The organism is Bacillus sp. CGMCC 1.60114, from assembly GCF_042676365.1.
GTDB lineage: Bacteria > Bacillota > Bacilli > Bacillales > Bacillaceae_G > Bacillus_A > Bacillus_A rhizoplanae_A.
In genome coordinates this window covers 327,984-352,873 of sequence record NZ_JBHTHG010000007.1, presented here as the reverse complement: position 1 = coordinate 352,873, position 24,890 = coordinate 327,984, and the positions used below count along the sequence as shown (strand labels likewise).

Sequence of the window (24,890 nt, the reverse complement as noted above, 5' to 3'; positions counted from 1 at the left end):
ATTTGGGGGGGCAGTTAAACTGATGATAGTTTCTGTTAATAACTGAATCGATATGAAAGGTGAATCCCGTTACCGTTAGTAATAGAAGCTTCATTTATGCATATGGTGAAGGAGTTGTTACTTTTTGGGAAAAAGGAATTCCATTTACAATACCTGAAGCTGTAAGAGTTATATCCCCAGGCCCTAAAGCATTGACAGTAGTGCTAAAGAACCCGTCTTTTTCTGTAAAAACCATGGCTGGAGAAACAGTTGCTGGGCCTGCCACTGTGAAAAAAACTGGTATTCCTGCAAACCCGATACCATTGACTAATAAACGATCTGGTGCAGAAGGGTTATCATCTTCACTTGTCAAAGTGAATCCAAGATCTACGTCTATACTAGTAATTGCTAATCTTTTAACACAAACTTTGACGATTTCTTTTTCTTTGAATGTAAACGCAACCCGCTGTCCATTTATAACTCCAAAGTTTTGTTCTTGGGCAGAAACTTCGCTAAAAATGGCCACGCCAGTCACCTCAAAAATGTCACCTTCATTGGCATCTTCGCGGTTAATGACACATTGAAATGGGATATCGTCTACAACTTGAAAACCTGGCACTAGAGTCCCATCTTCTAAAACAGCTGTATAAGTGAGAGTTGTATGGATGGCACCGTAAATAACAACTCTTTCCGGGAGTACCTTTTCAATATTTGCTTCAACTGTTTTCGTGAAGGTAACGGTATTTTCGAGTGCTGGGGGGACCAGTTGCGTTGTGTGTTCAACAGCAACTTGGCAACAAGTTGTTGGATTAGTAAGAGGATAAGCCATTAAGTATTCCTCCTTTGTTTTATAGGATATATTCTATTCAGACGAGTTGGGATTTTTATATCCCTATTCGCGGGTAGTAAGACCTCCACTGCTGGAAGTTTCACTACCCGCGAATGAATTGTCTGAATAGAATGGGATGTTCCTTCTATAAGTTATGAAATATATATGGAGCTTGTATGGGAGAATATCGGGGGGGATTACTATTTTTAATAAATAAGTTTATTCGTCCATCACAAATATTTGTTTGCTAAGTAATCATTTGTATGGAAATTTTTATAATATCTTTTTCTGTAAAATTGAAAGCAAGAGTTGGCTCACATAATTGAGGATCATTTGATTTTCCAAAGTTAGCTTCATAGGAGAGAACTTCACTGAGTATTTTTTGCTCGATGATGCTAAATTGATCGTTTTCTTTTATATCCATTGATTCTATAAGACCTTGGAAGGGAACATCATCTTGGATGCTATGGTTTGGAATCTCTTTGTTATGCATTACTGCTGTATAAGTAATAGTTTTACGGATAAAGCCAACTACGACAACGACTTCTGAACACACCTTTTCAATCGTAGTAAATATTTGTTTATCAACTTCGATGGTTCCTCTTTTTGCAGGGGGAACTAATGGGATTTTGTGTTCTACAATTTGTCTGCAGCACATAGTGTTTAGTTCAGGAGATTTCGATAATTGTATCGGTTTTTGGATTGTTGGAGATGTTGGTAATTTTACAGGTTTTTGAATTGCATGAAGTTCTGATAGAACGATATAAGGAAAAAAAGGTGTGCTTGTAACGAAATTTTTTTTATAATCTGGACTCATTCACGTTTCCTCACTTTTTCATTAAGGTATAGTGTAGAATATGTTTTTTAAATTGCAGATGCTTTTTGTTAATAGTGAATTAAGAAAATGGACTATTGTTATACATAGATAAACTAAGGTGATTTTGTTTTTTCCTAAGCTACTTTTCAGAACCTACATTAATTAGATGGGGTGATAATAAAAAGGCTTTTTGCTTTGAAGGACAACTTGCATCTTTTTCGCTAATGTAGTACATTAATTTTAGTTTAACAAAATGAAAGACGATGATAAGGAAAAGTAGTATATACTATAATCTAAAGCGAGTCAGGGACGGTGCGAGCCTGATGAGGCGGTATATGTGAAGAACACCTTGGAGTTGCTAACCGAAATTGAAACGTGTGTTCAAGAGTAGACTTAGACGGGAATCCGGCCTGTTACAAACCGGGAAGTATGTGTAATACATACGAGTTAGAGCTGGTCTTTATGACAAATTGGGTGGTACCGCGAAGTTTAACCTTTCGTCCCTTTATGGATGGAAGGTTTTTTTGTATTTAAATATAGGTAAAGGAGAATTTCAATATGGAAAACACATTAGTAAAAAGTCTGTATAGAGAAACTGATAAGTATGTAGATCAAAAAATACAAGTATCAGGTTGGATCCGTAACTTACGTGATTCAAAAGTATTTGGTTTTATCGAATTAAATGATGGTAGCTTCTTTAAAAGCGTTCAAATCGTTTTCGATACAGAACTAGATAACTTTAACGAAATTGCGAAGCTTCCGTTAAGCTCTTCTATTAAAGTAGAAGGAACGCTAATCGCAACTCCAACTGCAAAGCAGCCGTTTGAAATTAAAGCGGACAAAATCGAGATCGAGGGATTATCAGATTCTGATTACCCATTACAGAAGAAACGTCACACGTTTGAGTACTTACGTACAATCGCTCATTTACGCCCAAGAACGAATGCATTCTCGGCAACGTTCCGTGTGCGTTCAATTGCAGCTTATGCAATTCATAAGTTCTTCCAAGAGCGCAACTTTGTACACGTTCATACACCAATTATTACAGGTAGCGACACTGAAGGTGCAGGTGAAATGTTCCGCGTAACAACGCAGGATATGAACAACTTGCCAAAAGGTGAAGATGGAAAAGTAGATGATTCAAAAGACTTCTTTGGCAGAGAAACAAACTTAACAGTAAGTGGACAATTGAATGCTGAAGCGTACGCATTAGCGTACCGCGATGTATATACATTTGGCCCAACGTTCCGCGCTGAAAACTCTAACACAACTCGCCATGCTGCTGAATTCTGGATGGTTGAGCCTGAGATTGCATTCGCTGAATTAGAAGATGTAATGGATTTAACAGAAGATATGCTGAAATATGCAATGAAATATGTATTAGAGCAGGCACCAGAAGAAATGGAATTCTTCAACAGCTTTGTTGATAAAACAGTTCTAGAGCGTATGAACAATGTAATCAACTCTGACTTTGGACGCATCACATATACAGAAGCAATTGAAGTGCTTCAAAAATCAGGTGCAGACTTCAAATACCCAGTAGAATGGGGTATTGATTTACAGACAGAACATGAAAGATACTTATCAGAACAAGTATTCAAACGTCCTGTATTCGTAACAGACTATCCAAAAGATATTAAAGCATTCTACATGCGCCTAAACGATGACGGTAAAACAGTAGCTGCAACAGACTTACTTGTTCCTGGCATCGGCGAATTAATCGGCGGAAGTCAACGTGAAGAAAGAATGGATGTTTTAGTAGACAGAATTAAAGAACTAGGCATGAACGAAGAAGACTACTGGTGGTACTTAGAGCTTAGAAAATACGGCGGTACAAAACACGCTGGATTCGGTCTTGGCTTCGAACGTTTCTTAATGTACATCACTGGTATGGCTAACATTCGTGACGTAATTCCATTCCCAAGAACACCAGGTTCTGCGGAGTTTTAAGATTGAAAAAAGGTATATCAACGGCAATTAAGCTGTTTGATATACCTTTTTATTTTTCTTATGAGCAGGGAGAGATGTGGGATAAGGAGAAACAATACGTAGAATAGAAAGGAGCTGAATTTGTGAAAAAAAGAATAGTATGTTTCTTAGCGATCATGCTAATCAGCTTAAGTGCATGCGGAAATAAAAAAGAAAAACAAGAAAAAGTAGTTCCTACATCACAAGAGGCAGAGGTTGTTACGTTTCAAGGAAAAGAAATAAAGGAAATTCAGCTTACATCTACGAAAACGAAAGGTACGAAAGTATTGAAAAAAGAAAATGATATAAAACAACTTGTATCTGCGATGGAGCAGGTTGGATTGGCGGAAAACGGGGATGAACCAAGAACACTATTCCTAGATGAAGAAGCTAAGTCTGCTATTCGCTACAATATGAGTATGGATTATGGTGATGGTTCGGTTGGAAATTACTTTGTTTGGGTAGAAGATGATGGGGAAGTTGTAATTGGACATAAAGATGAGCCCGAGAAAAGTCACATTGAATTTTATGATATGAAAGAAGCCTCAAAACAAATTATGAATTTGTTTAAAGAATAAAATGAAGTTTCCATCAGTGGGGAGCTTACGGCCCGCGAATAGCGGGATAAAAGTAAGAAGACGCGAGTTAATTACTCGTGTCTTCTTGTTTATTCATTTCGCATCCTGCCCATACTGAAAAGTAGCTATTTCTTCAACAATTGAAATGCCTTTTCTGTATTCGCAAAATGTAATTTCACAAATTCAGGTAATCTGTCTTTCCCGAGCTTTTGAATCAATTTTGCTGCTGCAATATCGACTTGCTTCCCAGCGCCTTTTGGAAGCGGCATGCCTGCTTTTTTGCTCAGTTCATCAAACTGTTTTACAAATGAATAGCGGGCTAAAATAGAGGCTGCTGCAACGGCGATATGTACACTTTCGCCTTTTGTAGCGAAATATACATTTTCGCGTTGAACGTTTTTTTGTTTGGCTAAATATTTATAATATGTAGCGGGCTGTGTGAACTGATCAATTAATATGCCATCTGGTTTTGTTGGTGCCATCTTAGCTAATAAGTTTGTAATGGCTTTATTATGAAGCATTGCTTTTAGGTGTCCTTGATTGTAGCCTTTCTCAAACATTTCGTTATATTTTTCGTTGTGAAGAACAAGGGAACTGTAAGGGACAAATGCCAGTAGCTGTTTTGCAATTTCACAAATTTGTGTATCATTTAAGTTTTTTGAGTCTTTGACGCCGAGTTCTTTTAATAATGGAATTTGCGTCGCATCAACATATACTGCAACAACTGTCATCGGCCCAAAATAATCTCCGGTTCCGACTTCATCTGAACCAAGAATAGACATCACACTGATGGAAGCTGGCGGTGCATAGGAATGATCATTTACACTTTTCTTTACAGAAGCTTTCGGCGCTGCAGCATTTGCTTGCCACTGGCTAGATTCTTCAGCTGCGCGTCCACCTTGAAACATTACTTTTCCTGATTTATAGGCTGTAATGGTGCAAGATGGAACCTTTGCCATGAAGACACCACCTTGTGGAATTTTTGGCTGTAATGCTTGTGCGTATTGTTTTTTCATGTCCTCAATAACAGCAGAACTTACTTGAATGACAATAGAATTTGACAAAATGGTTGCTCCTTTTTTATTATTTATGTTTTTATCATATCGAATTGTTGTTTCTGTTTCCATATCATGTTTTTTCATGGTATGATAATCTGTAGGATTCTGTACGGGATTGGAGGACAGTAAGTTGTCACAACAAAAAGGAAATCGAAGTAAAATTAATGTAGAAATTTACGGTCAACAATATTCAGTTGTTGGCGATGAAAGTACAAGTCATATACGCATAGTCGCGGCGATTGTGGATGATAAAATGCGCGAACTGAATGCTAAGAATCCTTCGCTTGACACAAATCGATTGGCGGTGTTGACGGCAGTCAATGTCGTACATGATTACATAAAATTAAAAGAAGAGAATGAAAAATTGAAAGAAAGAATGAAACAAAAAGGAATGGAATAACATGATTGATATTATAATCATTGTATTGCTTGTTATGGGTTTTCTCCTTGGTCTAAGAAGAGGATTGGTACTGCAACTTGTAAAGTTAGCAAGCTTTATTATTGCTTATCTTGTAGCATATTGGTATTGCAAAGATTTAGCGCCTGCACTGCAGAAAATCATTCCGTATCCATTTAAGCAAGAAGTAAATGTGCCAAATTGGATCGATGCAAATAGTATGGAAACAGTCTTTTACCAAGCAATTGCGTTTATCGCATTATTCATCATTACAAAAATCGCACTGACATTGCTTGGACAACTTTTAAATATGTTTACAGAAATTCCTGTTTTGAAACAGGTTAACGCATTAGGCGGAGCAATCTTAGGTTTTTTAGAAGTGTATATTATATTGTTCGTATTAATTGTGATTGGTACGATACTTCCAGTTGAACAAGTACAAACGTCGCTTAATACATCAACAATAAGCAAAGTAATTGTAAATGACACACCAATTCTTTCTGAAAAAGTTAAGGAATTATGGCAGACAGGTAGCAAGGTATAACTTCTCTTTTTTAGAAAGAGAAGTTTTTTTCTATGATGGGAAGGCGGGAGAAGGATGAAAGTAAATAAAAAACAAGTGATTCAACTACTTGAGACGATTGCACTTTTTATGGAGCTAAAAGGTGAAAATCCCTTTAAAATATCAGCGTTTCGTAAAGCGGCAGCAGCGTTAGAAAGTGATGATCGCAGCCTTTCAGAAATTGAAGATTTTACGAAGATACCAGGCATTGGAAAAGGAACGGCAGCAGTTATTGCAGAATATATTGAAGTTGGAACATCAGAAGTGCTTACGGAGCTGGAAAAAGAAGTACCGAGCAGTTTATTGCCGCTTTTAAAACTTCCAGGTCTTGGCGGTAAAAAAGTAGCGAAGTTATACAAAGAACTTGGCGTTGTAGATATGGAAACATTAAAGACAGCTTGTGAAGGAAATCAAGTTCAAGCACTCGCTGGATTCGGTAAGAAGACGGAAGAGAAAATACTAGAAGCGATTGCTCAAGTTGGTTCTCGTCCAGAGCGTCTTCCGGTGGCAATGGTGCTTCCTATTGCCGGGGAAATAGAACGGAAATTGTCGAATGTTCCAGAAATTATTCGGTATTCCCGCGCAGGAAGTTTGCGCCGCGTTCGTGAAACTGTGAAAGATTTAGATTTTATTATTGCAACGAAAGAACCTGAAAAGGTACGTGAACATTTATTACAGTTTGAAAATATGATTGAGGTTATCGCAAGCGGAGATACAAAAGTTTCCGTACGCCTTCAGTATGAGTACGATATTTCTATTGATTTCCGTCTTGTAAAACCAGAAGAATTTATTACAACTCTTCATCATTTTACAGGTTCAAAAGACCATAATGTAAGAATGCGCCAAATTGCGAAAGATAAAGGCGAGAAAATTAGTGAATATGGTGTTGAAAACTTAGAAACGGGTGAAGTGCAGACCTTTGAAACGGAAGAAGCATTTTTTGCTCATTTTGGGCTACCGTTTATTCCGCCAGAAGTGCGTGAAGATGGGAAAGAAATTGATTTAATTGAGCAGTATCCGAATTTGATTCAGTTCTCTCATATTCAAGGTGATTTACATATGCATACGACTTGGAGTGATGGTGCTTTTTCTATTGAGGAAATGGTACAAGCATGCCGCGCTCGAGGATATAAGTATATGGCAATCACCGACCATTCACAATATTTAAAGGTGGCGAATGGTTTAACGAAAGAGCGTCTTCGTGAGCAAGGGAAAGAAATTGAACGCATCAATGAAAAATATCCGGATATTACTATTTTACGCGGTATTGAGATGGATATTTTACCGGATGCAACGCTTGATTTTGATGATGAGGTATTAGCGGAGCTTGATTATGTCATTGGTGCTATTCATTCTAGCTTCTCACAAGATCGTGAAACAATTATGAAGCGCCTTCGCACGGCAATTGAAAATCATCATGTAACAATGATTGCGCATCCAACGGGTCGCTTAATTGGTCGACGCGAAGGATATGATGTAGATACAGATTTATTAATTGAGCTTGCAAAAGAAACAAATACTGTACTTGAATTAAATGCAAATCCAAATCGTTTAGATTTAAGTGCCAAACTGTTAAAACAAGCGCAAGATGCAGGCGTGAAAATCGCAATTAACACAGATGCTCATACGCTTGAAATGCTTGAGGATATGGAAATTGGTGTTGCTGCAGCACGAAAAGGTTGGATTCAAAAGGATACAGTTATTAACACATGGGATATTGAACGTTTATTAGATTATATTAAGCGTAATAAGTAACACAAGGGGGACAAGCAACTATGTTAGAACGAACGTTGCGGGTATTAGAATATGACAAAATAAAAGAACAATTGCTTGAGCACGTTGCTTCTTCACTTGGTCGTGATAAAGTGAAAGGGCTTATGCCAAGTACGAATTATGAAGAAGTTGTAGAACTTCAAGAAACAACAGATGAAGCAGCGAAAGTAATCCGTTTAAAAGGGCATGTGCCGCTTGGCGGAATTTTTGATATTCGTCCAAATGTAAAACGTGCGAAAATTGGCAGTATGCTAAGTCCACATGAACTTTTGGATATTGCTAGTACGATGTATGGCAGCCGTCAAATAAAACGATTTATTGAAGATATGATTGAAAATGGTGTAGAACTGCCGATTTTAGACACGTATGTAGCACGCATTATATCTTTATACGATTTAGAAAAGAAGATTACAAATTGTATTAGTGATGGCGGAGAAGTAGTTGATAGCGCGAGTGAAAAGCTACGCGGTATTCGCCAGCAAATTCGCACAGCGGAAAGTCGCATTCGTGAAAAACTTGAAAATATGACGCGTTCTTCTAACGCACAAAAGATGTTATCAGATGCGATTGTAACGATTCGGAACGATCGCTATGTAATTCCTGTTAAACAAGAATATCGCGGTGTATACGGTGGTATCGTTCATGATCAGTCTGCTTCAGGACAAACGTTATTTATCGAGCCGCAAGTCATTGTGGAATTGAATAACACACTGCAAGAAGCACGGGTAAAAGAAAAACAAGAAGTAGAACGCATTTTAATGATGTTAACAGAAGAAGTTGCTGCTGAGGCTGATGTTGTTTTAGAGAACGTTGATATTGTGGCAGAGCTTGATTTTGTTTTCGCAAAAGCTTTCTATGCGAAACGATTAAAAGCAACGAAACCAATTTTGAACAATGAGCGTTATATGAATTTACGTCAGGCACGTCATCCGCTTATTGATTCTAAAGTCGTTGTGCCAAACGATATTGTACTTGGAAAGGAATTTACAACAATTGTTATCACGGGACCGAATACCGGTGGTAAAACTGTTACATTAAAAACGGTAGGGATTTGTATATTAATGGCGCAATCTGGTCTGCAAATTCCTGTTCTCGATGAGTCCGAAATTTGTGTGTTTAAACATGTGTTTGCTGATATTGGGGATGAGCAATCTATTGAACAAAGCTTAAGTACATTCTCATCTCACATGGTGAACATTGTTGATATTTTAGAGCGAGCTGATTTTGAAAGTTTAGTACTGTTTGATGAATTAGGAGCAGGAACAGATCCGCAAGAAGGGGCTGCACTTGCGATTTCAATTTTAGATGAAGTGTATAACCGTGGTGCACGCGTTGTGGCAACGACGCATTATCCAGAACTAAAAGCATACGGGTATAATCGTGAACAAGTGATTAATGCGAGCGTTGAGTTTGATGTAAATACATTAAGCCCAACTTATAAATTGTTAATTGGTGTACCAGGACGAAGTAACGCTTTTGAAATTTCAAAACGCCTTGGTTTATCTGACCGCGTAATTGATCGTGCTCGTGGTCATATTAGTACAGAGTCAAATAAAGTAGAAAATATGATTGCTAAGCTGGAAGAAAGCCAAAAGAATGCTGAACGTGAATGGAATGAAGCAGAAGAGCTTCGTAAGCAATCTGAAAAGCTTCATAAAGAATTGCAGCGTCAAATTATTGAATTTAACGAAGAACGTGATGAAAGATTATTAAAAGCGCAAAAAGAAGGCGAAGATAAAGTCGAAGCTGCTAAGAAAGAAGCAGAAGAAATTATTCGTGAACTGCGCCAATTGCGAAAAGCAAAGCTTGCGGATATTAAAGACCACGAGCTAATTGAAGCGAAAAGCCGTTTAGCAGGAGCGGCACCGGAGCTTGTGAAAAAACAAAAAATTAATGTGAAAAACACAGCACCAAAACAAGTGCTGCAGCCAGGCGATGAAGTGAAGGTATTAACGTTCGGTCAGAAAGGTCAGCTTCTTAAAAAAGTAAGTGACAACGAATGGAACGTTCAAATTGGAATTTTGAAAATGAAAGTAAAAGAGTCCGATATGGAATATATTAATACACCAACCCCTGTTGAGAAAAAAGCAGTGACAGCGGTAAAAGGAAGAGACTATCACGTTTCTTTAGAGCTTGACCTTCGCGGCGAACGTTTTGAAGACGCGATGGCACGTGTTGAAAAATATTTAGATGATGCACAGCTCGCTAGCTATCCACGCGTTTCCATTATTCACGGAAAAGGGACGGGAGCACTGCGTCAAGGTGTACAAGATTACTTGAAAAACCATCGCGGCGTGAAAAGCTTCCGTTATGGTGATATGGGAGAGGGAGGCCTTGGTGTTACAGTGGTAGAACTGAAGTAGGAAAACAAGCAAAGGGGAAACGGCTATGTTTATGGACAAACTTGTAAAAGTATTGTTAGCTTGTTGCGGAACGTTCTTTATTATTGGGGTTATATATTTGCTGTTTTTTGCGAAATAAAGGGAGAACACCATTTTTGGTGTTCTTTTTCATTGCCTGTTTTCTAGGTATTAGAGTATGTGCATGGATGAAAGTTGTTATGTATAATAGAGAATGTTATACAGGAATAGAAGGAGACGTTATGATTAAACCGAAAAAACTGTTAGAGGAAGCAACTAATTTTATTACAGATTGCTACAATGAGCTAGAAAAATCTCATGAAATACAAGATAGACTGTCACAAGTTGAAGCTGAAATACAAAACACAGGAACATATGAACATACTTTTGAAGAACTTGTTCATGGGGCGCGAATGGCGTGGAGAAATAGTAATCGCTGCATCGGTCGTCTTTTTTGGAATAAGCTTCATGTATTAGATGCGCGCAATGTAAATGATGCAGAAGGTATATATGAGGCATTGCTTCATCATATTCAATATGCTACAAATGACGGGAAAATCCTACCTACAATTACTATTTTTAAACAATATCAAGGTGAGCATAATCAAATTCAAATTTATAATCATCAATTGATTCGTTACGCGGGATATGAAACCGAGCAAGGTATTATCGGTGATTTACATTCATTGCCATTTTCGAAGTTCTGTGAGGAGCTTGGCTGGAGTGGTAAAGGAACACATTTTGATGTGTTGCCGCTTGTATTCTCAATTGATGGAAACGAACCGGTTTATATGCCGATTCCAGAAGAATATGTAAAAGAAGTGCCGTTAGAACATCCAGAGTATCCATTCTCTAATTTGGAAGCAAAATGGTACGGTGTTCCAATGATCTCTGATATGCGCTTAGAAATTGGCGGTATTTCTTACACAGCTGCACCTTTTAATGGCTGGTATATGGGAACGGAAATAGGTGCCCGTAATTTAGCTGATCATGACCGTTATAATCTTCTTCCAGCCGTTGCGGAGATGATGAGACTAGATACATCAAGAAACAGTACACTTTGGAAAGACAAAGCATTAATAGAATTAAATGTAGCAGTTTTACATTCTTTCAAAAAACAAGGAGTAACCATTGTAGATCACCATACAGCCGCTCAGCAATTTAGTCAATTTGAGAAGCAAGAAGCAGCATGCGGCCGTCTTGTAACAGGGAACTGGGTATGGTTAATTCCGCCTGTATCTCCTGCAGCAACACATATTTATCATAAGCCTTATCCAAATCAAATACTTACACCTAATTTTTTTCATAAAAAGGGTAAGAACTTGTAAAGATTTGAGCTTGCTGTGTGGATAAAGTGAAACTTCCATTAGTGTGAGTTTTACTGTCCACGAATAGCGGGATAAAAGAATAACGTGGTATAGTTAGAAGGGACTGTTTATGGGGGATACTTATATAAACAGCCCTATTTCATTTTGTGAATATATATGCTTCTAATATAGAGTGGTTTCATACATAAGATAAGTTGTGATCAAGCTTCTGACTTCGTATAAGCCTTTCTGAATAGCTAGAAAGCATTGGAATTGAAAGGTAGGATATGTGATGAAAACAGAAGTTATTTTAAAAGTTAAGATGAAATACGCAAATGAATTAAAAAGTGGTTATCCACTTATTTCGAAAGAAGCGATTATCAATTTACATGATGTAAATGCAGAAGGTGCAATCGTAAAGCTTGTGGACGAAAAAAATAATTTTATCGGTAAAGGATATTACGGGAAGCAAAATAAAGGATATGGATGGATTCTAACAAGAAAAGAACAAGAACAAATCGACCAAGCCTTCTTTGAAAAGAAGATAAAATCTGCTTTAAGCAAACGTAAAAACTTCTATGAAGATTCAGATACAACAGCATTTCGCGTGTTTAACGGTGAAGGCGATGGAATTGGCGGCTTAATCATTGATTATTATGACAAGTATTACGTAATTAGCTGGTACAGTGAAGGGATTTATCAATTTAGTAAAGAGATTATCGAGTCCGTACAGAATGTGACTGAATTTAAAGCGATTTATCAGAAAAAGCGCTTTGATACGAAAGGTCAATATATTGAAGAGGACGATTTCGTAACAGGAGAACGCGGAGAGTTCCCGATTATTGTCAAAGAGAATGGTGTAAACTTTGCGGTGTATTTAAACGACGGGGCAATGGTCGGTGTATTTTTAGATCAACGTAATGTTAGAAAGCAAATTCGTGACAAATATGCAAATGGCAAGACAGTCTTGAATATGTTCTCCTACACAGGTGCGTTTTCTGTTTTTGCAGCACTTGGCGGAGCGGCAAAAACGACAAGTGTTGACCTTGCGAACCGCAGCTTAAGTAAAACAATTGAACAATTTAGCGTGAATGGCGTTGATTATGAGGCGCAAGATATTATCGTAGAAGACGTATTTCACTATTTTAAATATGCGGTAAAGAAAGCATTGAAGTTTGATATGGTCATTCTAGATCCGCCGAGCTTTGCACGTTCAAAAAAATATACATTTAGTGCTGCAAAAGATTATAAAAACTTATTAAAAGAAGCAATTGCGATTACAGAAAATAACGGTATTATCGTAGCTTCTACAAATTGCAGTGCCTTCGGTATGAAAAAGTTTAAAGGTTTCATTGATACAGCATTTAAAGAAATGAACGGAAAGTATAAAGTGTTAGAAGAACATTCATTGCCAGAGGACTTCCGTACCATTTCACAGTTTCCGGAAGGGGATTACTTAAAAGTTGTATTCATCAAAAAAATCAAAGGCTAAGTGTACAGTATATCGGCGATTCTACACAACATATTGACCGTTCGCCGATAATCGAAAAGGAGCTCAATTATAAACTGAGCTCCTTTTCTTATTGAATAATGTGCTGTACTCTACCCACTTGTCCATCTTGAAGGCGGACTTTGATGCCGTGTGGATGTGAAGGAGAATTTGTTAAAATATCCTTCACAATACCTCTTGTTAATTTCCCCGTACGCTGATCCTGCTTTAATACAATATCAACCTCTAGCCCAGGTGAAATATTTGCTCGCTTCTGTCCGTTCATTTATACACCTGTGCGTCTGCGTTGATTGTTTGGTTTCTTCGTTTGTTGATTTTGTAATTTCTTTGTTGCTTGACTTTGATTTGTAGCATTTGATCCGTTTCCATTTCCTTGCTTTTTCTTCGCAAGTTGCTCACGCATTAAATCGGCTAAGCTTACTTTTTTATTTTCTGACATGATATGTCTCCTTTAATATAAATTAATTTTGGATAGTAATTTATGATGGTGAATTCCATCATATCATTGTTGATAGGAGAAATGAAGGTGGAGAATGGAGAAATAAGAAGTTCTATTGAGGTTTTAATTTATATCTTAACTACGCTATATATTTCGTTTACCAAGTTAACCCATCGAGTTACAATATACATATAAATTCTTCTAGAAATTGGGTGATGGGTATGCAACATAAAGTTTTATTAGTAGAAGATGATTTATCTATTCAAGAAATGGTGAATGGGTATTTAACGAAGGAGGGGTTTGTTGTAGCGGTAGCCTCGGACGGAGAGGAAGGAATAACGAAGTTTTTAGAAGATCAGTTTGATTTAGTTATTCTTGATATTATGATGCCTAAAATGGATGGCTTAGAAGTAATGAATATCATTCGTAAAAAGAGCTCTGTACCTATTTTAATTATGTCAGCAAAAGACACGGATGTTGATAAAGCATTAGGACTTGGGCTTGGCGCAGATGATTATATTTGTAAGCCGTTTTCTATGATTGAATTGTCTGCACGGGTGAAGGCTGGCATTCGTCGTTCCACAAAATATTCTGCCCCGCAAAAGAAAGAAGATGAAATGATTGTAATAGGCGATTTAAAAATTGATACGGCTAATTTTACTGTTCAGAAAAACAACGAAGTTATTAAACTCACTTCTAAAGAATTTGAGCTTCTAAAGTTATTTGCGACAAATCGAAATCGCGTGTTTACGAAGGCACAAATTTATAGCTTAATTTGGAATGAAGAATATTACGGTGATGAGAATGTCATTAATGTTCATATGAGAAGACTGCGAGAAAAAATTGAGGACGATCCATCTCAGCCGCAGTACATTAAGACATTATGGGGCATCGGTTATAAGCTGGAAGTGATATAGAATGGTTTTATTTTTAACGGCTATTATTTTTATATTAATTGGTGTTATTTATTTTCAATATCGTACGGGAAAAAATCGAAGTGTGAATTTACGTTATACATATGAAAAGTTGCAGGATATTGTGGAAAAGCAAACGAGTGAGAACTTATTAGTGGTAACAGACGATAAAGAATTGAAATCATTATTAGTGGCAATTAATTATTTGCTAGGTGAAAAGAAAAAAACAATTGCGAAGCATTCGAAACTGGAAATCTCCATGAGAAAGATGCTTTCTAACATTTCGCATGATTTAAAGACGCCGCTTACTGTTATTCTTGGTTATGTGGAAATTTTAAATGTAGATGAAACGATAAGTGAGGAAGAGCGGAAGGTATTACTAGAAAAAGTTCATACGAAAACGTTAGAAGTGCTAGATCTTATTCATAAATTCTTTGATCTTGCCAAACTAGAATCCGGCGATAAAGATATTGAAATGACGCGGATTTATATGAATGAAATTTGTCAGGAACATATGCTGTCATTTTATGATTTATTAACAACGCAAGGATTTGACGTTCATATCGATATACCGGAAACACCGATATATGCGCACGGGAATACAGAAGTTATCGGAAGAATTATGAATAACTTAATTTCAAATGCAATTGCCTACGGGGGAGACGGAAAAACGCTAGGTATTACACTAAGAAGTGATGATCAATTCGTATACGTGGATATATGGGACAAAGGGAAAGGAATTTCTGAATCGCATATCGATAAAGTATTTGAGCGTATGTACACATTAGAAGATTCACGAAATCGTTTGTATCAAGGCAGTGGACTTGGGCTTACGATTACGAAGCGTCTTGTAGAAGCATTAGGGGGAGAAATTCATCTGTCTAGTACACCATATGAGAAAACAATGTTTACGGTAATGTTGAGGAAAATTAATTTTTAGCTTGTAGAAAAGGGAATTCTACAAGCTTTTTTTGAGCTTAAGAAATTTGTAAGAATGTAGTAAGAAAAAAGAGAACTTCGTTGCTTACAATGCAAATATAGAGCAAGTGCGAAAGGGGAATGAAAGATGAAATATGTTTTAAGAACGAATCAATTAACGAAAGTATTTAATGGTAAAGAAGTCATTTCTAACGTGAATATGCATGTGAAACAAGGTGAAATATATGGTTTTTTAGGACCAAACGGTGCCGGTAAAACAACAATTATGAAAATGATAACGAATTTAATTAAACCGACGAGCGGTGAAATTGAGATTTTCGGTGAGAAATTAACAGATACCTCATATGAAGTGCTGAAGCGAATGGGGACAATTATTGAATATCCAATTTTTTATGAAAAACTAACGGCTAGAGAAAATTTGTATTTGCATTGTGAGTACATGGGCTATTATGACAAGAAAGCAATTGACCAAGCGTTAGACCTTGTAAACTTACACAATGTGGATGATAAGAAGGTAAAAGATTTTTCCCTTGGGATGAAACAGCGATTAGGGATTGCAAGAGCGATTACAACAAAACCAGAGTTGTTAATTTTAGATGAACCAATCAACGGTTTAGATCCAATCGGCATTAAAGAATTACGAGAATTATTTAAAATGCTTTGTAAAGAATATGGAATTACGCTTTTAGTGTCCAGTCACATTTTAGCTGAAATGGAACAAATGGCAGATACAATTGGTGTCATTCAAAATGGGAAGCTAATAAAAGAAGTTTCGATGAAGAGTATTAATGGTAAACAAACAGAGTATGTTGAGGTTACGGTTCAGGATGTAAAACAAGCAGCCTATGTTTTAGAGAATAAACTACGCCTTACAAATTTTAAAGTAATGAATGAAAATACGATTCGAATTTATGAAGCAAGAATAGCACAGCAAGAAATCTCGAAAATGCTCATTATGAATGATGTCGTAATTGAGGGCATTAATAAGAAACATAGCTCATTGGAAGATTATTTCTTGAACCTTATGAATGGAGGCGGCATTCATGCTTAATTTGATGAGATTAGAATTGATAAAAAGCAAACTAGGTTCTTCTATTAGAGGAGCATTTATTGCGGCGTTTATAATTTTTGGTTTTCTTCTACTAATTGGATATGCTTCAAAATCAGAAGGAGACATTGCTTTTACAAATTACAATGAATTATTTTCTGTCATAGATACTTTGGTACGTGCAACGTTTATAATTTTTGGAGCGAGTTTATTAGCAAAAATAATCGTTCAAGAATTTACAGATAAGACGATAACATTGCTATTTATGTACCCAGTCAATCGACAAAAACTTATTATCGCCAAGTTACTCATTGTGATTGCATTTACTTTTTTCTCAATGATAATTTCGGAAATGATTGTGTTTAGTTTGTTTTATGTTGTTAATGCTTATAATCCAGTGCTTTCGGAAGCATTAACATTATCGATTGTTACACATAATGCAACGAAATTAGTGATGAATGCAATCGCAGCAACGGGCATGAGCCTAATCCCGCTTTTCTTTGGAATGAGAAAGTATTCCGTTCGTACGACGATTATATCTTCTATTATAATCGTGTCTCTCGTATGCTCGAATAATGGTGGAACTTCATTAAGTGATATTATTGTCATTCCAATTATATTAGCTTGTATTGGAGTAATGATTGCTTATATGACAGTGCGAAAAGTTGAGCAGGCGGACTTATTTAAATAGGCAAAGTAGACGAACTAGGAGAGGAGAGACCATTATGCTACACCTCATGAAGCTAGAAATGAAAAAGTTTAAATTTGGTTGGTATGTAAAAGGAGCGTTGATCGCTAACATCATTATTACGGCCTTATTCATTTTCATGAACTATATCCAGCAAGTGGAAAAGGATGTAATTATGACGAATGCTGAGGAGGCTTTTTTGTTGATAGGGACAATGGTGCGGGCAACATTTATTGTGTTTGCAGCAGTATTACTTGCACAATTAGTTATTGAAGAATATAAAAATAAGACAATCATGCTCATGTTCTCTTATCCGATCAAGCGGAAGAAAATCATTGCCAGTAAATTAGCCATTATAGCTATACTGACATTTATAACAATTTGGTTATCTAATATAGTTATTACGGGTGCTGTCTTTCTTTTACAAGGATATTTCCCATTTATATCATACTCTATAACATTTACTGAATGGATGCAGCAAGCTATCGATATGATTCCATTTGCAATCGCTGCGGCAGGTACAAGTTTAATTCCACTATATTTCGGGATGCGTAAGTATTCTGTTCCTACCACAATTGTATCATCATTGCTTGTCGTTTCATTCGCTTGTTCTTATAATCCAGGATTCTCAGTGGCCACTGTTATTCCGATTCAGTTCGTCCTTGCAATTGTGGGAATTATAATTGCCTACTTAGCAATTCGGGACATTGAGAAAGAGGATGCAATTTAGTCTTTATCATTGAAATTGGATTTGTATGCCTTTAATTTTAGTAGGAATCTTTAGTTTGTAGAAAGAGCAATTCTACAAGCTTATGTAGTTTAAGAAATTTGTAAGGAATAGGTAAGGAAAAAGAAAAATTCATTTCTTATTATATAAATATAGAACGGGAGTGAAAGGGATATGAAATACGAAGTGCTGTTTTGATAGGAATGGCACTAGTATTCAGCATAATAAAAGTTAATTAGGGAGGAATGATTATGGATTTACTGGTACTTAATCTAGTAGGTGGACTTATAGCACTTTTAATAGGAGTAATCTTATATTACAGAAATCCAGAGCAGAAGTTTTTTTTACTTTTAATGTTAATAGGGATAGTAGGCGTAAGTATAAATGGGATTAGAATGTTTTTTGAATAGGTGACGAATTGCAAAAATGTATCCCGCTATTCGAGGGCAGTAATACTCCCACCTCAAGATTTAGAGAAAAGTAAAGAAGATAGGTGGGGGATAACTGCTGATTGGGCGGGCTTTCTATCAGTGGGGGATGAAGAAAAACTCCGCTGATGGAAGTTTCACTTTATCATTGAAATTGAAATTGAAATTGTATGACTCTAATTCTACTAGAAAAAATTAATTCTTTATTCTCATAAACTCCAACAAATCTTCAAACGCTGCTTGTTGGTCACTCCATAGTTCAGGTAATTCGTCTAAGGGGAAAAATTTTAGCTGTAAGCTTTCTTCGTTATGAGTATGTAAATTTCCGTGGAAATCTCTACAAATATAAGCCAACTTTACTAAGGCAAGTTGATCGCCGTTGGACAGCGTTTTTTCGTATTCTTTGCCAGAATACACATTAAAGAATTTAAGTTTTCCTAATTTCAAACCGGTTTCTTCAAACACTTCTCTTCTTACTGTATCTTCAACCGTTTCGCCAATTTCCAAAAACCCGCCAGGATGTCCCCATTGTCCATTATCAGATCGTAATTGCAGAAGTACTTCGTTTTTTTCGTTAAGTACAAAACAACCTGCGGCCACCATGATTACTTTTTCATGCCCAACCATATTTCTTAAATAGCTTATATAATCCATCCGTTTCAGCCCCAATACTAATGTATATACACCCTCAATTATTCCATAGAAGTTTATTTTCTCCTTTTTAAAAAGAGGTGGGTTGCTACATAAAAGTATATTTGTATAATAAAGAGGTATGGATTTGGAATTTATATACATTTATGATATCGTTATATGTTACTATTTATATGTTATTGAAAACAAGTGAAACAAATGTAAATCATATATGATGGGGACGGTGGGATATATGGACAATGTTGAATTATGGAAGATTGGTAAAAGAGGAGATAGAAAGTTCGAGTATAATAATACATGGAAAATCGAAGAATTTCCTGATTTTAAAAGAGTCATTGTGGCACCTAAGGAAAATCATGTGAATGTAATGTTAGATTTAGCAAAAATGTTTCAAGAGCCATATGGCATTCTTTATGATTTAAAAGTTCCTAGAGTATCTACTCATGAAGCAGGGCGATATCAAAGTCCGGAGGTAGTAGATTATAAGGAAATAGAAACATACTGTCTACAATTTGAAAATTATTTTGAAACGGATGCTAGACATGACATTTGGATAGCTGGGGTTGGAGAAACAGAACGTAAAGAGATGATAGTGTATGATCAGCATAATATCATTTATGTGTACGGGGATATAGAACAAGTATGTAAATTATTAAGTAGTAGGGGATTTACAGAGGGGGAAGTAAATATCCCTGTTCCACATGTACATCTATACCATGATAGTAATGATCAACATGAAAGAGACATGTTAAATTATTTTAGCTGGATACATTTCCCGATGAAAGAGGAGATATGATATATATTTAAAAACAAGGTTCCTCAGAACAGAGGACCTTGTTTTCGTTTAAAAAGCAAATGTTACATCTGCGGAGCTTCCATCCCAGCCGCAGCCCATTCTTCTTTTGCAGGGCCGTAAATACCAGGAACCTTTAATCCGGCTTGACGCATGAGTACCGTCATTTGTCCGCGATGATGGTTTTGATGGTTGATAACAGTCATTATAAATATTGAATTTGGCATTGGTTTTCCAAAGAAATCATTTATCGTTGCTAAATCTTTATCTGTCCATTGTGTTTTTATTGCCTGAGTAAATGCCTCATTCATTTGACGATAGCTGTCTGCGATATGCTTAGCTGACGTTGGTACAGGGTAATCCTTCATTTCTCCTTCAAACTTTAATCCTGTACGGGATGTAATGACAGGAATAGCAGTGACAATATGCCACGCAATGCGTCCTAACGTCCAGTTTTCCGGCGTAATTTCTTGTTTTAATGATTCATCAGTAAGAGCGTCTAATACCTTTTGTGTTGACTCTGCTTCGTATTTCCAAGATGTTAAAAAGCCTTCAATTGTTTGGAACATAGAAAAAACCTCCTATGATTGGATTCAAATGGTAAATTCGTGAAAGTTTTAAGGTTTCCTTCTAGTATGAAGAAAAATAAAGGGGTTGTATTGTTATTAGATTACTATGTCAATCCTTTCTCGCAACATTATAACAGAACAAAAGAATAACTCAGAACATTTTGCTTCATTAACAATTCCGCTTGTTCTGTTTCATATGAAAGGAGGAAGCTGGAGTTCTGAGTATATCGTTGCGGGTATTGTGGCGTTTGGTATAGGAGTATGGAAAAGGCAAGTTGTGTTTTCTTTATTAACTGGAGTGATTACACTTGTTTGTTGGAGAATGCTTGTAGGATGGTAATAGCTATAAAGTAGTCTGAATATTATGATTGTAACGTGGTAATCCCTATACTATAATGAAAATAATCAACATGAATACACATTCAGTTTCACTTGTTTTAGAGGAAAGCAAGCCGTTAGTACAGGAGAATAATACGCTGATGGTAATTTTCTAACTTAGAGAAGGGGGAGTTTTAAAATGGAAAGGCCCTGGCTAAAAAGTTATCCAAAGGAAATTCCACATACAATTTCCTACGATATGCAGCCTCTTCATGTGTATTTACAGCAAACAGCTTCACAATATCCAGATAAGAAAGCGCTTCATTTTCTTGGAAAAGATATTACATTCTCAGAACTAGATTGTAAAGTGAGGCAATTTGCCAACTATCTTCGCAAACTAGGAATAGAAAAAGGGGACCGAGTTGCTATTATGCTGCCAAACTGCCCGCAAGGTGTTATCGGTTATTATGGAACACTATTAGCTGGCGGTATTGTCGTGCAAACGAATCCGCTTTATACAGAACGAGAGCTTGAATATCAGCTTCATGATTCAGGAGCGAAAGTCATTCTTTGCTTCGATTTAGTGTTTCCGAAAGTCAGTAATGTGCAGTCCTCAACCGATATTGAGCATGTCATCGTAACACGCATCGCAGATTTTTTACCATTTCCGAAAAATTTATTATATCCATTTGTGCAAAAGAAACAAACGAACCTTGTGGTGAATGTAAGAGAAAGTGAGAATATCCACGTTTGGAGGTCCATTGAACGTGCAGGGGATGAAGCGATAGATGTTTCGTGTGATCCTGAAGAAGATATAGCACTTCTGCAATATACAGGCGGGACGACAGGATTTCCAAAGGGTGTAATGCTCACGCACAAAAATCTTGTATCAAATACAATTATGGGTATGCATTGGTTGTATAATTGCAGAAAAGGAGAAGAAGTCATTCTTGGTGTACTTCCATTTTTTCATGTATATGGTATGACGGCAGTAATGAATTTATCAATTATGCAAGCGTATAAGATGGTGCTCGTTCCGAAATTTGATATTAAAATGATGCTAGAGGCGATTAAAAAACATCGTGTTACGTTATTTCCTGGAGCCCCGACCATGTATATTGCATTATTAAACTATCCTGAGCTTCATAAATATGATATTTCTTCCATTAGCGCATGTATTAGTGGTTCCGCCCCGCTTCCAGTTGAGGTGCAAGAACAATTTGAAAGTGTAACGGGGGGAAAGCTTGTAGAAGGATATGGCTTAACGGAATCATCCCCGGTTACACATGGTAACTTTTTATGGGCAAGACGGGTGCCGGGAAGTATTGGTGTACCGTGGCCAGATACGGATGCGAGCATTATTTCGCTAGAGACAGGTGAAGCGTTGCCGATAGGAGAGATTGGAGAAATCGTTGTGAAGGGCCCGCAAGTGATGAAGGGCTATTGGAATAAACCAGAGGAAACAGCAGCAGTTTTGCAAGATGGCTGGCTTCATACGGGTGATGTTGGATATATGGACGAAAATGGCTTTTTTTATGTGAAAGACCGTAAGAAAGACATGATTGTTGCTAGTGGATTTAACGTATATCCGCGCGAAGTAGAAGAAGTATTGTATGAGCACGAAAGGGTGCAAGAAGTTGTCGTTCTTGGTGTGCCTGATCCGTACCGCGGTGAAACAGTAAAGGCTTTCGTTGTTATTAAAGATGGTCTAACATGTTCAGAAGAAGAATTAAATGAGTTTGCTCGTAAATATTTAGCGGCATACAAAGTTCCTAAAATATATGAGTTTCGGAAAGAGTTACCGAAAACAACTGTCGGAAAAATTTTACGTCGTGTGCTTGTTGAGGAAGAGTTGCGAAAACAAGAAGATGAGCAGACGGGCTAAATGCCCTTTCTTTTTTGAAGGAGTAGTATTGACAATTTTTTAAATAGTCAGTATTATTAAAATGTGAATGAATCATCATTCAGTCATCTTCTTGAAGGGGATAGTACTGTGAAAAAGAATCGACCAAAATATAACCAAATTATTGATGCAGCGGTGATTGTCATCGCGGAAAATGGATATCACCAAGCGCAAGTTTCTAAAATAGCAAAACAAGCTGGTGTTGCCGATGGAACTATTTATTTATATTTTAAAAATAAAGAAGATATATTGATATCTCTATTTCAGGAGAAGATGGGAGAATTTATTGAAACAATTCGGCAAAAAACAGCAGGAATTGAAAGCGCTGTAGAGAAGTTATTTATGTTGGTAGAAACGCACTTCTCTTTGTTGTCGAAAAATGATCCTCTTGCTATCGTTACGCAACTAGAACTTCGCCAATCCAACCAAGAATTACGCCTCAAAATTAATGAAGTGCTGAAAGGGTACTTGCAAGTCATTGATGAAATTTTAGAAACTGGCATACAACAAGGAGAATTTCGCGCAGATTTAAATGTCCGCGTGGCAAGACAAATGATCTTTGGAACAGTAGATGAAGTTGTAACCAACTGGGTAATGAGCGATCATAAATACGATTTGGTCGCAATTTCAAAAACGGTGCATGAGCTATTAGCAGCAGCTTGTGGTTACCGCAATTAATGGGGAGGGAGTACATTTGAATTTCCTATCTGTAACGGTGGAAGATTACGTAGCAATTGTAAAGATTAATCATCCGCCGGCAAATGCGATGTCTTCACAAGTCATTAGTGAAGTTGGTGAACTTCTTGATGCAGTGGAAACGGACGAAAATGTGCGCGTTGTACTTGTTCATGGAGAAGGTCGCTTTTTTTCAGCGGGAGCGGATATTAAAGAATTCACTTCTGTTGAAGAAGCAAGAGAGGCGACGAAATTATCACAACATGGGCAAGTGATTTTTGAACGTGTTGAAAAGTTTTCAAAGCCAATTATTGCGGCTATTCATGGTGCAGCACTTGGCGGTGGATTAGAATTTGCAATGTCTTGCCATATGCGCTTTGTAAGTGAAACTGCAAAAATCGGTTTACCGGAGTTAACGCTAGGATTGATTCCTGGTTTTGCGGGGACGCAGCGTTTACCACGTTATGTCGGGAAAGCAAAAGCTTGTGAAATGATGTTAACAAGCGATCCAATTTCAGGTGTGGAAGCAGCTGAATATGGACTTGCAAACCGAGCATTCCCTGAAGAAGCATTACTGGAAGAGACGCTAAAGCTAGCGAAAAAGATTGCAGGAAAAAGCGCAGCATCTGTCCGTTCGGTGCTTGAGCTATTGCAAACAACAAAATCTTCTTCTTATTATGAAGGAGTGCAACGCGAGGCACAGTTATTTGGTGAAGTGTTTACAAGTGGGGATGGAAGAGAAGGCGTTGCTGCTTTCTTAGAAAAACGTAAACCTTCTTTTAGCGGCAGGTAGTTTTATATTTTTTTAATATAAATTAATTGAATATTATAATTAACTAAATTTTTATAAAAAACAAGGGGGTAAATAGAATGAACATCTACGTACTCATGAAACGAACATTTGATACTGAAGAAAAAATCGCAATTAAGAACGGTGCAATTTACGATGGCGAAGCGGAATTCATCATCAACCCTTACGATGAATATGCGATTGAAGAAGCAATTCAAGTAAGAGATGCGCAAGGCGGTGAAATTACAGTCGTTACAGTTGGCGGTGAAGATAGTGAAAAAGAACTTCGCACGGCACTAGCGATGGGCTGTGATAAAGCGGTATTGATTAATATTGAAGATGATGTTGAAAATGGCGATCAATATACAACAGCAAAAGTACTTACTGAATACTTAAAAGAGAAGGATGTAGATTTAATTTTAGCTGGTAACGTAGCGATTGACGGTGCATCTGGACAAGTTGGACCACGTGTCGCTGAAGCGCTGAATATCCCGTACGTAACAACAATTACAAAGCTTGAAATTGACGGTACGAACGTGAAAATTGAGCGTGATGTAGAAGGGGATACAGAAGTAATTGAAACAACATTGCCACTTTTAGTAACAGCGCAGCAAGGTTTAAATGAACCGCGTTATCCATCGCTTCCAGGTATTATGAAAGCGAAGAAAAAGCCGCTAGAAACATTAGAATTAGATGATTTAGATTTAGAGGAAGATGATGTAGAAGCGAAAACAAAAACAATTGAAATCTATTTACCTCCTAAGAAAGATGCTGGAAAAGTGTTACAAGGCGAACTGCAAGATCAAGTAAAAGAACTTGTATCGTTGTTGCATACAGAAGCGAAAGTAGTTTAAAAAATACTAGGATATC

At 37.0% G+C, this 24,890-nt stretch carries 27 protein-coding genes and 1 other annotated feature; of the genes, 20 read left to right on the top strand and 7 right to left on the bottom strand.

What is annotated here, in order from left to right:
* Positions 1-94 precede the first annotated feature (94 nt).
* Together ACFQZ1_RS04940 and ACFQZ1_RS04935 are read right to left on the bottom strand one after the other, a co-directional pair.
* A complete protein-coding gene (locus ACFQZ1_RS04940) occupies positions 95-808 on the bottom strand; it encodes a hypothetical protein (RefSeq protein WP_377880982.1) in 714 nt (237 codons plus the stop codon).
* Between the two features lie 247 nt (positions 809-1,055).
* Positions 1,056-1,625, bottom strand: a complete 570-nt coding sequence (locus ACFQZ1_RS04935; RefSeq protein ID WP_377880981.1) for a hypothetical protein — start codon at positions 1,623-1,625, stop codon at positions 1,056-1,058.
* Between the two features lie 254 nt (positions 1,626-1,879).
* Positions 1,880-2,133: a binding site (T-box leader), on the top strand.
* 50 nt (positions 2,134-2,183) lie between these two features.
* Here ACFQZ1_RS04935 and asnS point away from each other — a divergent pair.
* Positions 2,184-3,575 (top strand): asparagine--tRNA ligase, encoded by a 1,392-nt coding sequence (asnS, locus tag ACFQZ1_RS04930; RefSeq protein ID WP_377880980.1) that lies wholly within the window; start codon positions 2,184-2,186, stop codon positions 3,573-3,575.
* 122 nt (positions 3,576-3,697) lie between these two features.
* Positions 3,698-4,171 (top strand): hypothetical protein, encoded by a 474-nt coding sequence (locus ACFQZ1_RS04925; RefSeq protein ID WP_377880979.1) that lies wholly within the window; start codon positions 3,698-3,700, stop codon positions 4,169-4,171.
* Between the two features lie 125 nt (positions 4,172-4,296).
* Here the strand turns inward: ACFQZ1_RS04925 and rnhC are convergent, their stop codons facing one another.
* Positions 4,297-5,235 (bottom strand): ribonuclease HIII, encoded by a 939-nt coding sequence (gene rnhC, locus ACFQZ1_RS04920; protein WP_377881050.1) that lies wholly within the window; start codon positions 5,233-5,235, stop codon positions 4,297-4,299.
* A 124-nt stretch (positions 5,236-5,359) separates the two neighbouring features.
* Between rnhC and zapA the strand changes: the two genes are divergently transcribed.
* The 6 genes from zapA to ACFQZ1_RS04890 all read left to right on the top strand — a co-directional run bounded on the left by zapA (position 5,360) and on the right by ACFQZ1_RS04890 (position 13,120).
* The gene (zapA, locus tag ACFQZ1_RS04915) at positions 5,360-5,629 is read left to right on the top strand and encodes a cell division protein ZapA (RefSeq protein ID WP_154709943.1); all 270 of its coding nucleotides are present in this window, start codon (positions 5,360-5,362) and stop codon (positions 5,627-5,629) included.
* 1 nt (position 5,630) lies between these two features.
* On the top strand, positions 5,631-6,170 hold the full coding sequence (locus ACFQZ1_RS04910) for a CvpA family protein (RefSeq protein WP_377880978.1): 540 nt from the start codon (positions 5,631-5,633) through the stop codon (positions 6,168-6,170).
* A 54-nt stretch (positions 6,171-6,224) separates the two neighbouring features.
* Positions 6,225-7,943: a DNA polymerase/3'-5' exonuclease PolX gene (gene polX / locus ACFQZ1_RS04905; protein WP_377880977.1), complete on the top strand. Its 1,719-nt coding sequence runs from the start codon at positions 6,225-6,227 to the stop codon at positions 7,941-7,943.
* 20 nt (positions 7,944-7,963) lie between these two features.
* Positions 7,964-10,324: an endonuclease MutS2 gene (locus ACFQZ1_RS04900; RefSeq protein WP_377880976.1), complete on the top strand. Its 2,361-nt coding sequence runs from the start codon at positions 7,964-7,966 to the stop codon at positions 10,322-10,324.
* A gap of 239 nt (positions 10,325-10,563) precedes the next feature.
* The gene (locus ACFQZ1_RS04895) at positions 10,564-11,649 is read left to right on the top strand and encodes a nitric oxide synthase oxygenase (protein WP_377880975.1); all 1,086 of its coding nucleotides are present in this window, start codon (positions 10,564-10,566) and stop codon (positions 11,647-11,649) included.
* Positions 11,650-11,920: 271 nt separating this feature from the next.
* Positions 11,921-13,120 (top strand): class I SAM-dependent rRNA methyltransferase, encoded by a 1,200-nt coding sequence (locus ACFQZ1_RS04890; RefSeq protein ID WP_377880974.1) that lies wholly within the window; start codon positions 11,921-11,923, stop codon positions 13,118-13,120.
* 88 nt (positions 13,121-13,208) lie between these two features.
* On the opposite strand, the gene ACFQZ1_RS04885 is transcribed toward ACFQZ1_RS04890, so the two are convergent.
* Positions 13,209-13,403: a YwbE family protein gene (locus ACFQZ1_RS04885; RefSeq protein ID WP_377880973.1), complete on the bottom strand. Its 195-nt coding sequence runs from the start codon at positions 13,401-13,403 to the stop codon at positions 13,209-13,211.
* Complete coding sequence (locus ACFQZ1_RS04880) at positions 13,404-13,577, bottom strand: hypothetical protein (protein ID WP_377880972.1); 174 nt, start codon at positions 13,575-13,577, stop codon at positions 13,404-13,406.
* A 221-nt stretch (positions 13,578-13,798) separates the two neighbouring features.
* On the opposite strand from ACFQZ1_RS04880, the gene ACFQZ1_RS04875 reads away from it, so the two are divergent.
* The 6 genes from ACFQZ1_RS04875 (at position 13,799) to ACFQZ1_RS04850 (ending at position 18,303) form a co-directional block, all read left to right on the top strand.
* On the top strand, positions 13,799-14,494 hold the full coding sequence (locus ACFQZ1_RS04875; protein WP_377880971.1) for a response regulator transcription factor: 696 nt from the start codon (positions 13,799-13,801) through the stop codon (positions 14,492-14,494).
* Between the two features lies 1 nt (position 14,495).
* Entirely contained in the window at positions 14,496-15,431 is a 936-nt protein-coding gene (locus ACFQZ1_RS04870; RefSeq protein ID WP_377880970.1) for a HAMP domain-containing histidine kinase, read from the top strand.
* A gap of 126 nt (positions 15,432-15,557) precedes the next feature.
* Positions 15,558-16,481 carry an ABC transporter ATP-binding protein gene (locus ACFQZ1_RS04865; protein ID WP_377880969.1) on the top strand — a complete coding sequence of 308 codons (924 nt, stop codon included), beginning with the start codon at positions 15,558-15,560 and terminating at the stop codon, positions 16,479-16,481.
* Positions 16,474-17,169: an ABC transporter permease gene (locus ACFQZ1_RS04860; protein ID WP_377880968.1), complete on the top strand. Its 696-nt coding sequence runs from the start codon at positions 16,474-16,476 to the stop codon at positions 17,167-17,169. The genes ACFQZ1_RS04865 and ACFQZ1_RS04860 overlap by 8 nt, the downstream gene beginning before the upstream one ends.
* Before the next feature lie 34 nt (positions 17,170-17,203).
* Complete coding sequence (locus tag ACFQZ1_RS04855; RefSeq protein ID WP_377880967.1) at positions 17,204-17,896, top strand: ABC transporter permease; 693 nt, start codon at positions 17,204-17,206, stop codon at positions 17,894-17,896.
* 248 nt (positions 17,897-18,144) lie between these two features.
* Positions 18,145-18,303 (top strand): hypothetical protein, encoded by a 159-nt coding sequence (locus tag ACFQZ1_RS04850; RefSeq protein WP_377880966.1) that lies wholly within the window; start codon positions 18,145-18,147, stop codon positions 18,301-18,303.
* Between the two features lie 213 nt (positions 18,304-18,516).
* Here the strand turns inward: ACFQZ1_RS04850 and ACFQZ1_RS04845 are convergent, their stop codons facing one another.
* Positions 18,517-18,975, bottom strand: a complete 459-nt coding sequence (locus tag ACFQZ1_RS04845; RefSeq protein ID WP_377880964.1) for an NUDIX hydrolase — start codon at positions 18,973-18,975, stop codon at positions 18,517-18,519.
* 229 nt (positions 18,976-19,204) lie between these two features.
* Here ACFQZ1_RS04845 and ACFQZ1_RS04840 point away from each other — a divergent pair, with 229 nt between their 5' ends.
* Entirely contained in the window at positions 19,205-19,768 is a 564-nt protein-coding gene (locus ACFQZ1_RS04840; RefSeq protein WP_377880963.1) for a hypothetical protein, read from the top strand.
* A 62-nt stretch (positions 19,769-19,830) separates the two neighbouring features.
* Here ACFQZ1_RS04840 and ACFQZ1_RS04835 read toward each other — a convergent pair whose 3' ends face one another.
* Positions 19,831-20,334: a DinB family protein gene (locus ACFQZ1_RS04835; protein WP_377880962.1), complete on the bottom strand. Its 504-nt coding sequence runs from the start codon at positions 20,332-20,334 to the stop codon at positions 19,831-19,833.
* A gap of 106 nt (positions 20,335-20,440) precedes the next feature.
* Here ACFQZ1_RS04835 and ACFQZ1_RS04830 point away from each other — a divergent pair, with 106 nt between their 5' ends.
* From ACFQZ1_RS04830 to etfB, 5 genes are all read left to right on the top strand, one after another.
* A complete protein-coding gene (locus ACFQZ1_RS04830) occupies positions 20,441-20,674 on the top strand; it encodes an AzlD domain-containing protein (RefSeq protein ID WP_377880961.1) in 234 nt (77 codons plus the stop codon).
* A 177-nt stretch (positions 20,675-20,851) separates the two neighbouring features.
* Positions 20,852-22,537 carry a long-chain-fatty-acid--CoA ligase gene (locus ACFQZ1_RS04825; protein ID WP_377880960.1) on the top strand — a complete coding sequence of 562 codons (1,686 nt, stop codon included), beginning with the start codon at positions 20,852-20,854 and terminating at the stop codon, positions 22,535-22,537.
* A gap of 108 nt (positions 22,538-22,645) precedes the next feature.
* Entirely contained in the window at positions 22,646-23,233 is a 588-nt protein-coding gene (locus ACFQZ1_RS04820; protein WP_445291724.1) for a fatty acid metabolism transcriptional regulator FadR, read from the top strand.
* Between the two features lie 16 nt (positions 23,234-23,249).
* Positions 23,250-24,023: an enoyl-CoA hydratase gene (locus tag ACFQZ1_RS04815; protein ID WP_377880958.1), complete on the top strand. Its 774-nt coding sequence runs from the start codon at positions 23,250-23,252 to the stop codon at positions 24,021-24,023.
* 77 nt (positions 24,024-24,100) lie between these two features.
* Positions 24,101-24,874, top strand: a complete 774-nt coding sequence (gene etfB / locus ACFQZ1_RS04810) for an electron transfer flavoprotein subunit beta (RefSeq protein ID WP_377880957.1) — start codon at positions 24,101-24,103, stop codon at positions 24,872-24,874.
* Positions 24,875-24,890 lie beyond the last annotated feature (16 nt).

What these genes read in the sequence shown, in the direction of transcription:
- ACFQZ1_RS04860 (WP_377880968.1), top strand. Translation starts at nt 16,474, where the DNA reads ATGCTTAATTTGATGAGATTAGAATTGATAAAAAGCAAACTAGGTTCT.
- ACFQZ1_RS04865 (WP_377880969.1), top strand. Translation starts at nt 15,558, where the DNA reads ATGAAATATGTTTTAAGAACGAATCAATTAACGAAAGTATTTAATGGT.
- ACFQZ1_RS04845 (WP_377880964.1), bottom strand. Translation starts at nt 18,975, where the DNA reads ATGGATTATATAAGCTATTTAAGAAATATGGTTGGGCATGAAAAAGTA.
- ACFQZ1_RS04885 (WP_377880973.1), bottom strand. Translation starts at nt 13,403, where the DNA reads ATGAACGGACAGAAGCGAGCAAATATTTCACCTGGGCTAGAGGTTGAT.
- ACFQZ1_RS04880 (WP_377880972.1), bottom strand. Translation starts at nt 13,577, where the DNA reads ATGTCAGAAAATAAAAAAGTAAGCTTAGCCGATTTAATGCGTGAGCAA.
- ACFQZ1_RS04900 (WP_377880976.1), top strand. Translation starts at nt 7,964, where the DNA reads ATGTTAGAACGAACGTTGCGGGTATTAGAATATGACAAAATAAAAGAA.
- asnS (WP_377880980.1), top strand. Translation starts at nt 2,184, where the DNA reads ATGGAAAACACATTAGTAAAAAGTCTGTATAGAGAAACTGATAAGTAT.
- ACFQZ1_RS04830 (WP_377880961.1), top strand. Translation starts at nt 20,441, where the DNA reads ATGTCAATCCTTTCTCGCAACATTATAACAGAACAAAAGAATAACTCA.
- ACFQZ1_RS04875 (WP_377880971.1), top strand. Translation starts at nt 13,799, where the DNA reads ATGCAACATAAAGTTTTATTAGTAGAAGATGATTTATCTATTCAAGAA.
- ACFQZ1_RS04890 (WP_377880974.1), top strand. Translation starts at nt 11,921, where the DNA reads ATGAAAACAGAAGTTATTTTAAAAGTTAAGATGAAATACGCAAATGAA.
- ACFQZ1_RS04935 (WP_377880981.1), bottom strand. Translation starts at nt 1,625, where the DNA reads ATGAGTCCAGATTATAAAAAAAATTTCGTTACAAGCACACCTTTTTTT.
- ACFQZ1_RS04895 (WP_377880975.1), top strand. Translation starts at nt 10,564, where the DNA reads ATGATTAAACCGAAAAAACTGTTAGAGGAAGCAACTAATTTTATTACA.
- etfB (WP_377880957.1), top strand. Translation starts at nt 24,101, where the DNA reads ATGAACATCTACGTACTCATGAAACGAACATTTGATACTGAAGAAAAA.
- ACFQZ1_RS04840 (WP_377880963.1), top strand. Translation starts at nt 19,205, where the DNA reads ATGGACAATGTTGAATTATGGAAGATTGGTAAAAGAGGAGATAGAAAG.
- ACFQZ1_RS04855 (WP_377880967.1), top strand. Translation starts at nt 17,204, where the DNA reads ATGCTACACCTCATGAAGCTAGAAATGAAAAAGTTTAAATTTGGTTGG.
- ACFQZ1_RS04835 (WP_377880962.1), bottom strand. Translation starts at nt 20,334, where the DNA reads ATGTTCCAAACAATTGAAGGCTTTTTAACATCTTGGAAATACGAAGCA.
- ACFQZ1_RS04850 (WP_377880966.1), top strand. Translation starts at nt 18,145, where the DNA reads ATGGATTTACTGGTACTTAATCTAGTAGGTGGACTTATAGCACTTTTA.
- ACFQZ1_RS04910 (WP_377880978.1), top strand. Translation starts at nt 5,631, where the DNA reads ATGATTGATATTATAATCATTGTATTGCTTGTTATGGGTTTTCTCCTT.
- ACFQZ1_RS04825 (WP_377880960.1), top strand. Translation starts at nt 20,852, where the DNA reads ATGGAAAGGCCCTGGCTAAAAAGTTATCCAAAGGAAATTCCACATACA.
- polX (WP_377880977.1), top strand. Translation starts at nt 6,225, where the DNA reads ATGAAAGTAAATAAAAAACAAGTGATTCAACTACTTGAGACGATTGCA.
- ACFQZ1_RS04870 (WP_377880970.1), top strand. Translation starts at nt 14,496, where the DNA reads ATGGTTTTATTTTTAACGGCTATTATTTTTATATTAATTGGTGTTATT.
- ACFQZ1_RS04940 (WP_377880982.1), bottom strand. Translation starts at nt 808, where the DNA reads ATGGCTTATCCTCTTACTAATCCAACAACTTGTTGCCAAGTTGCTGTT.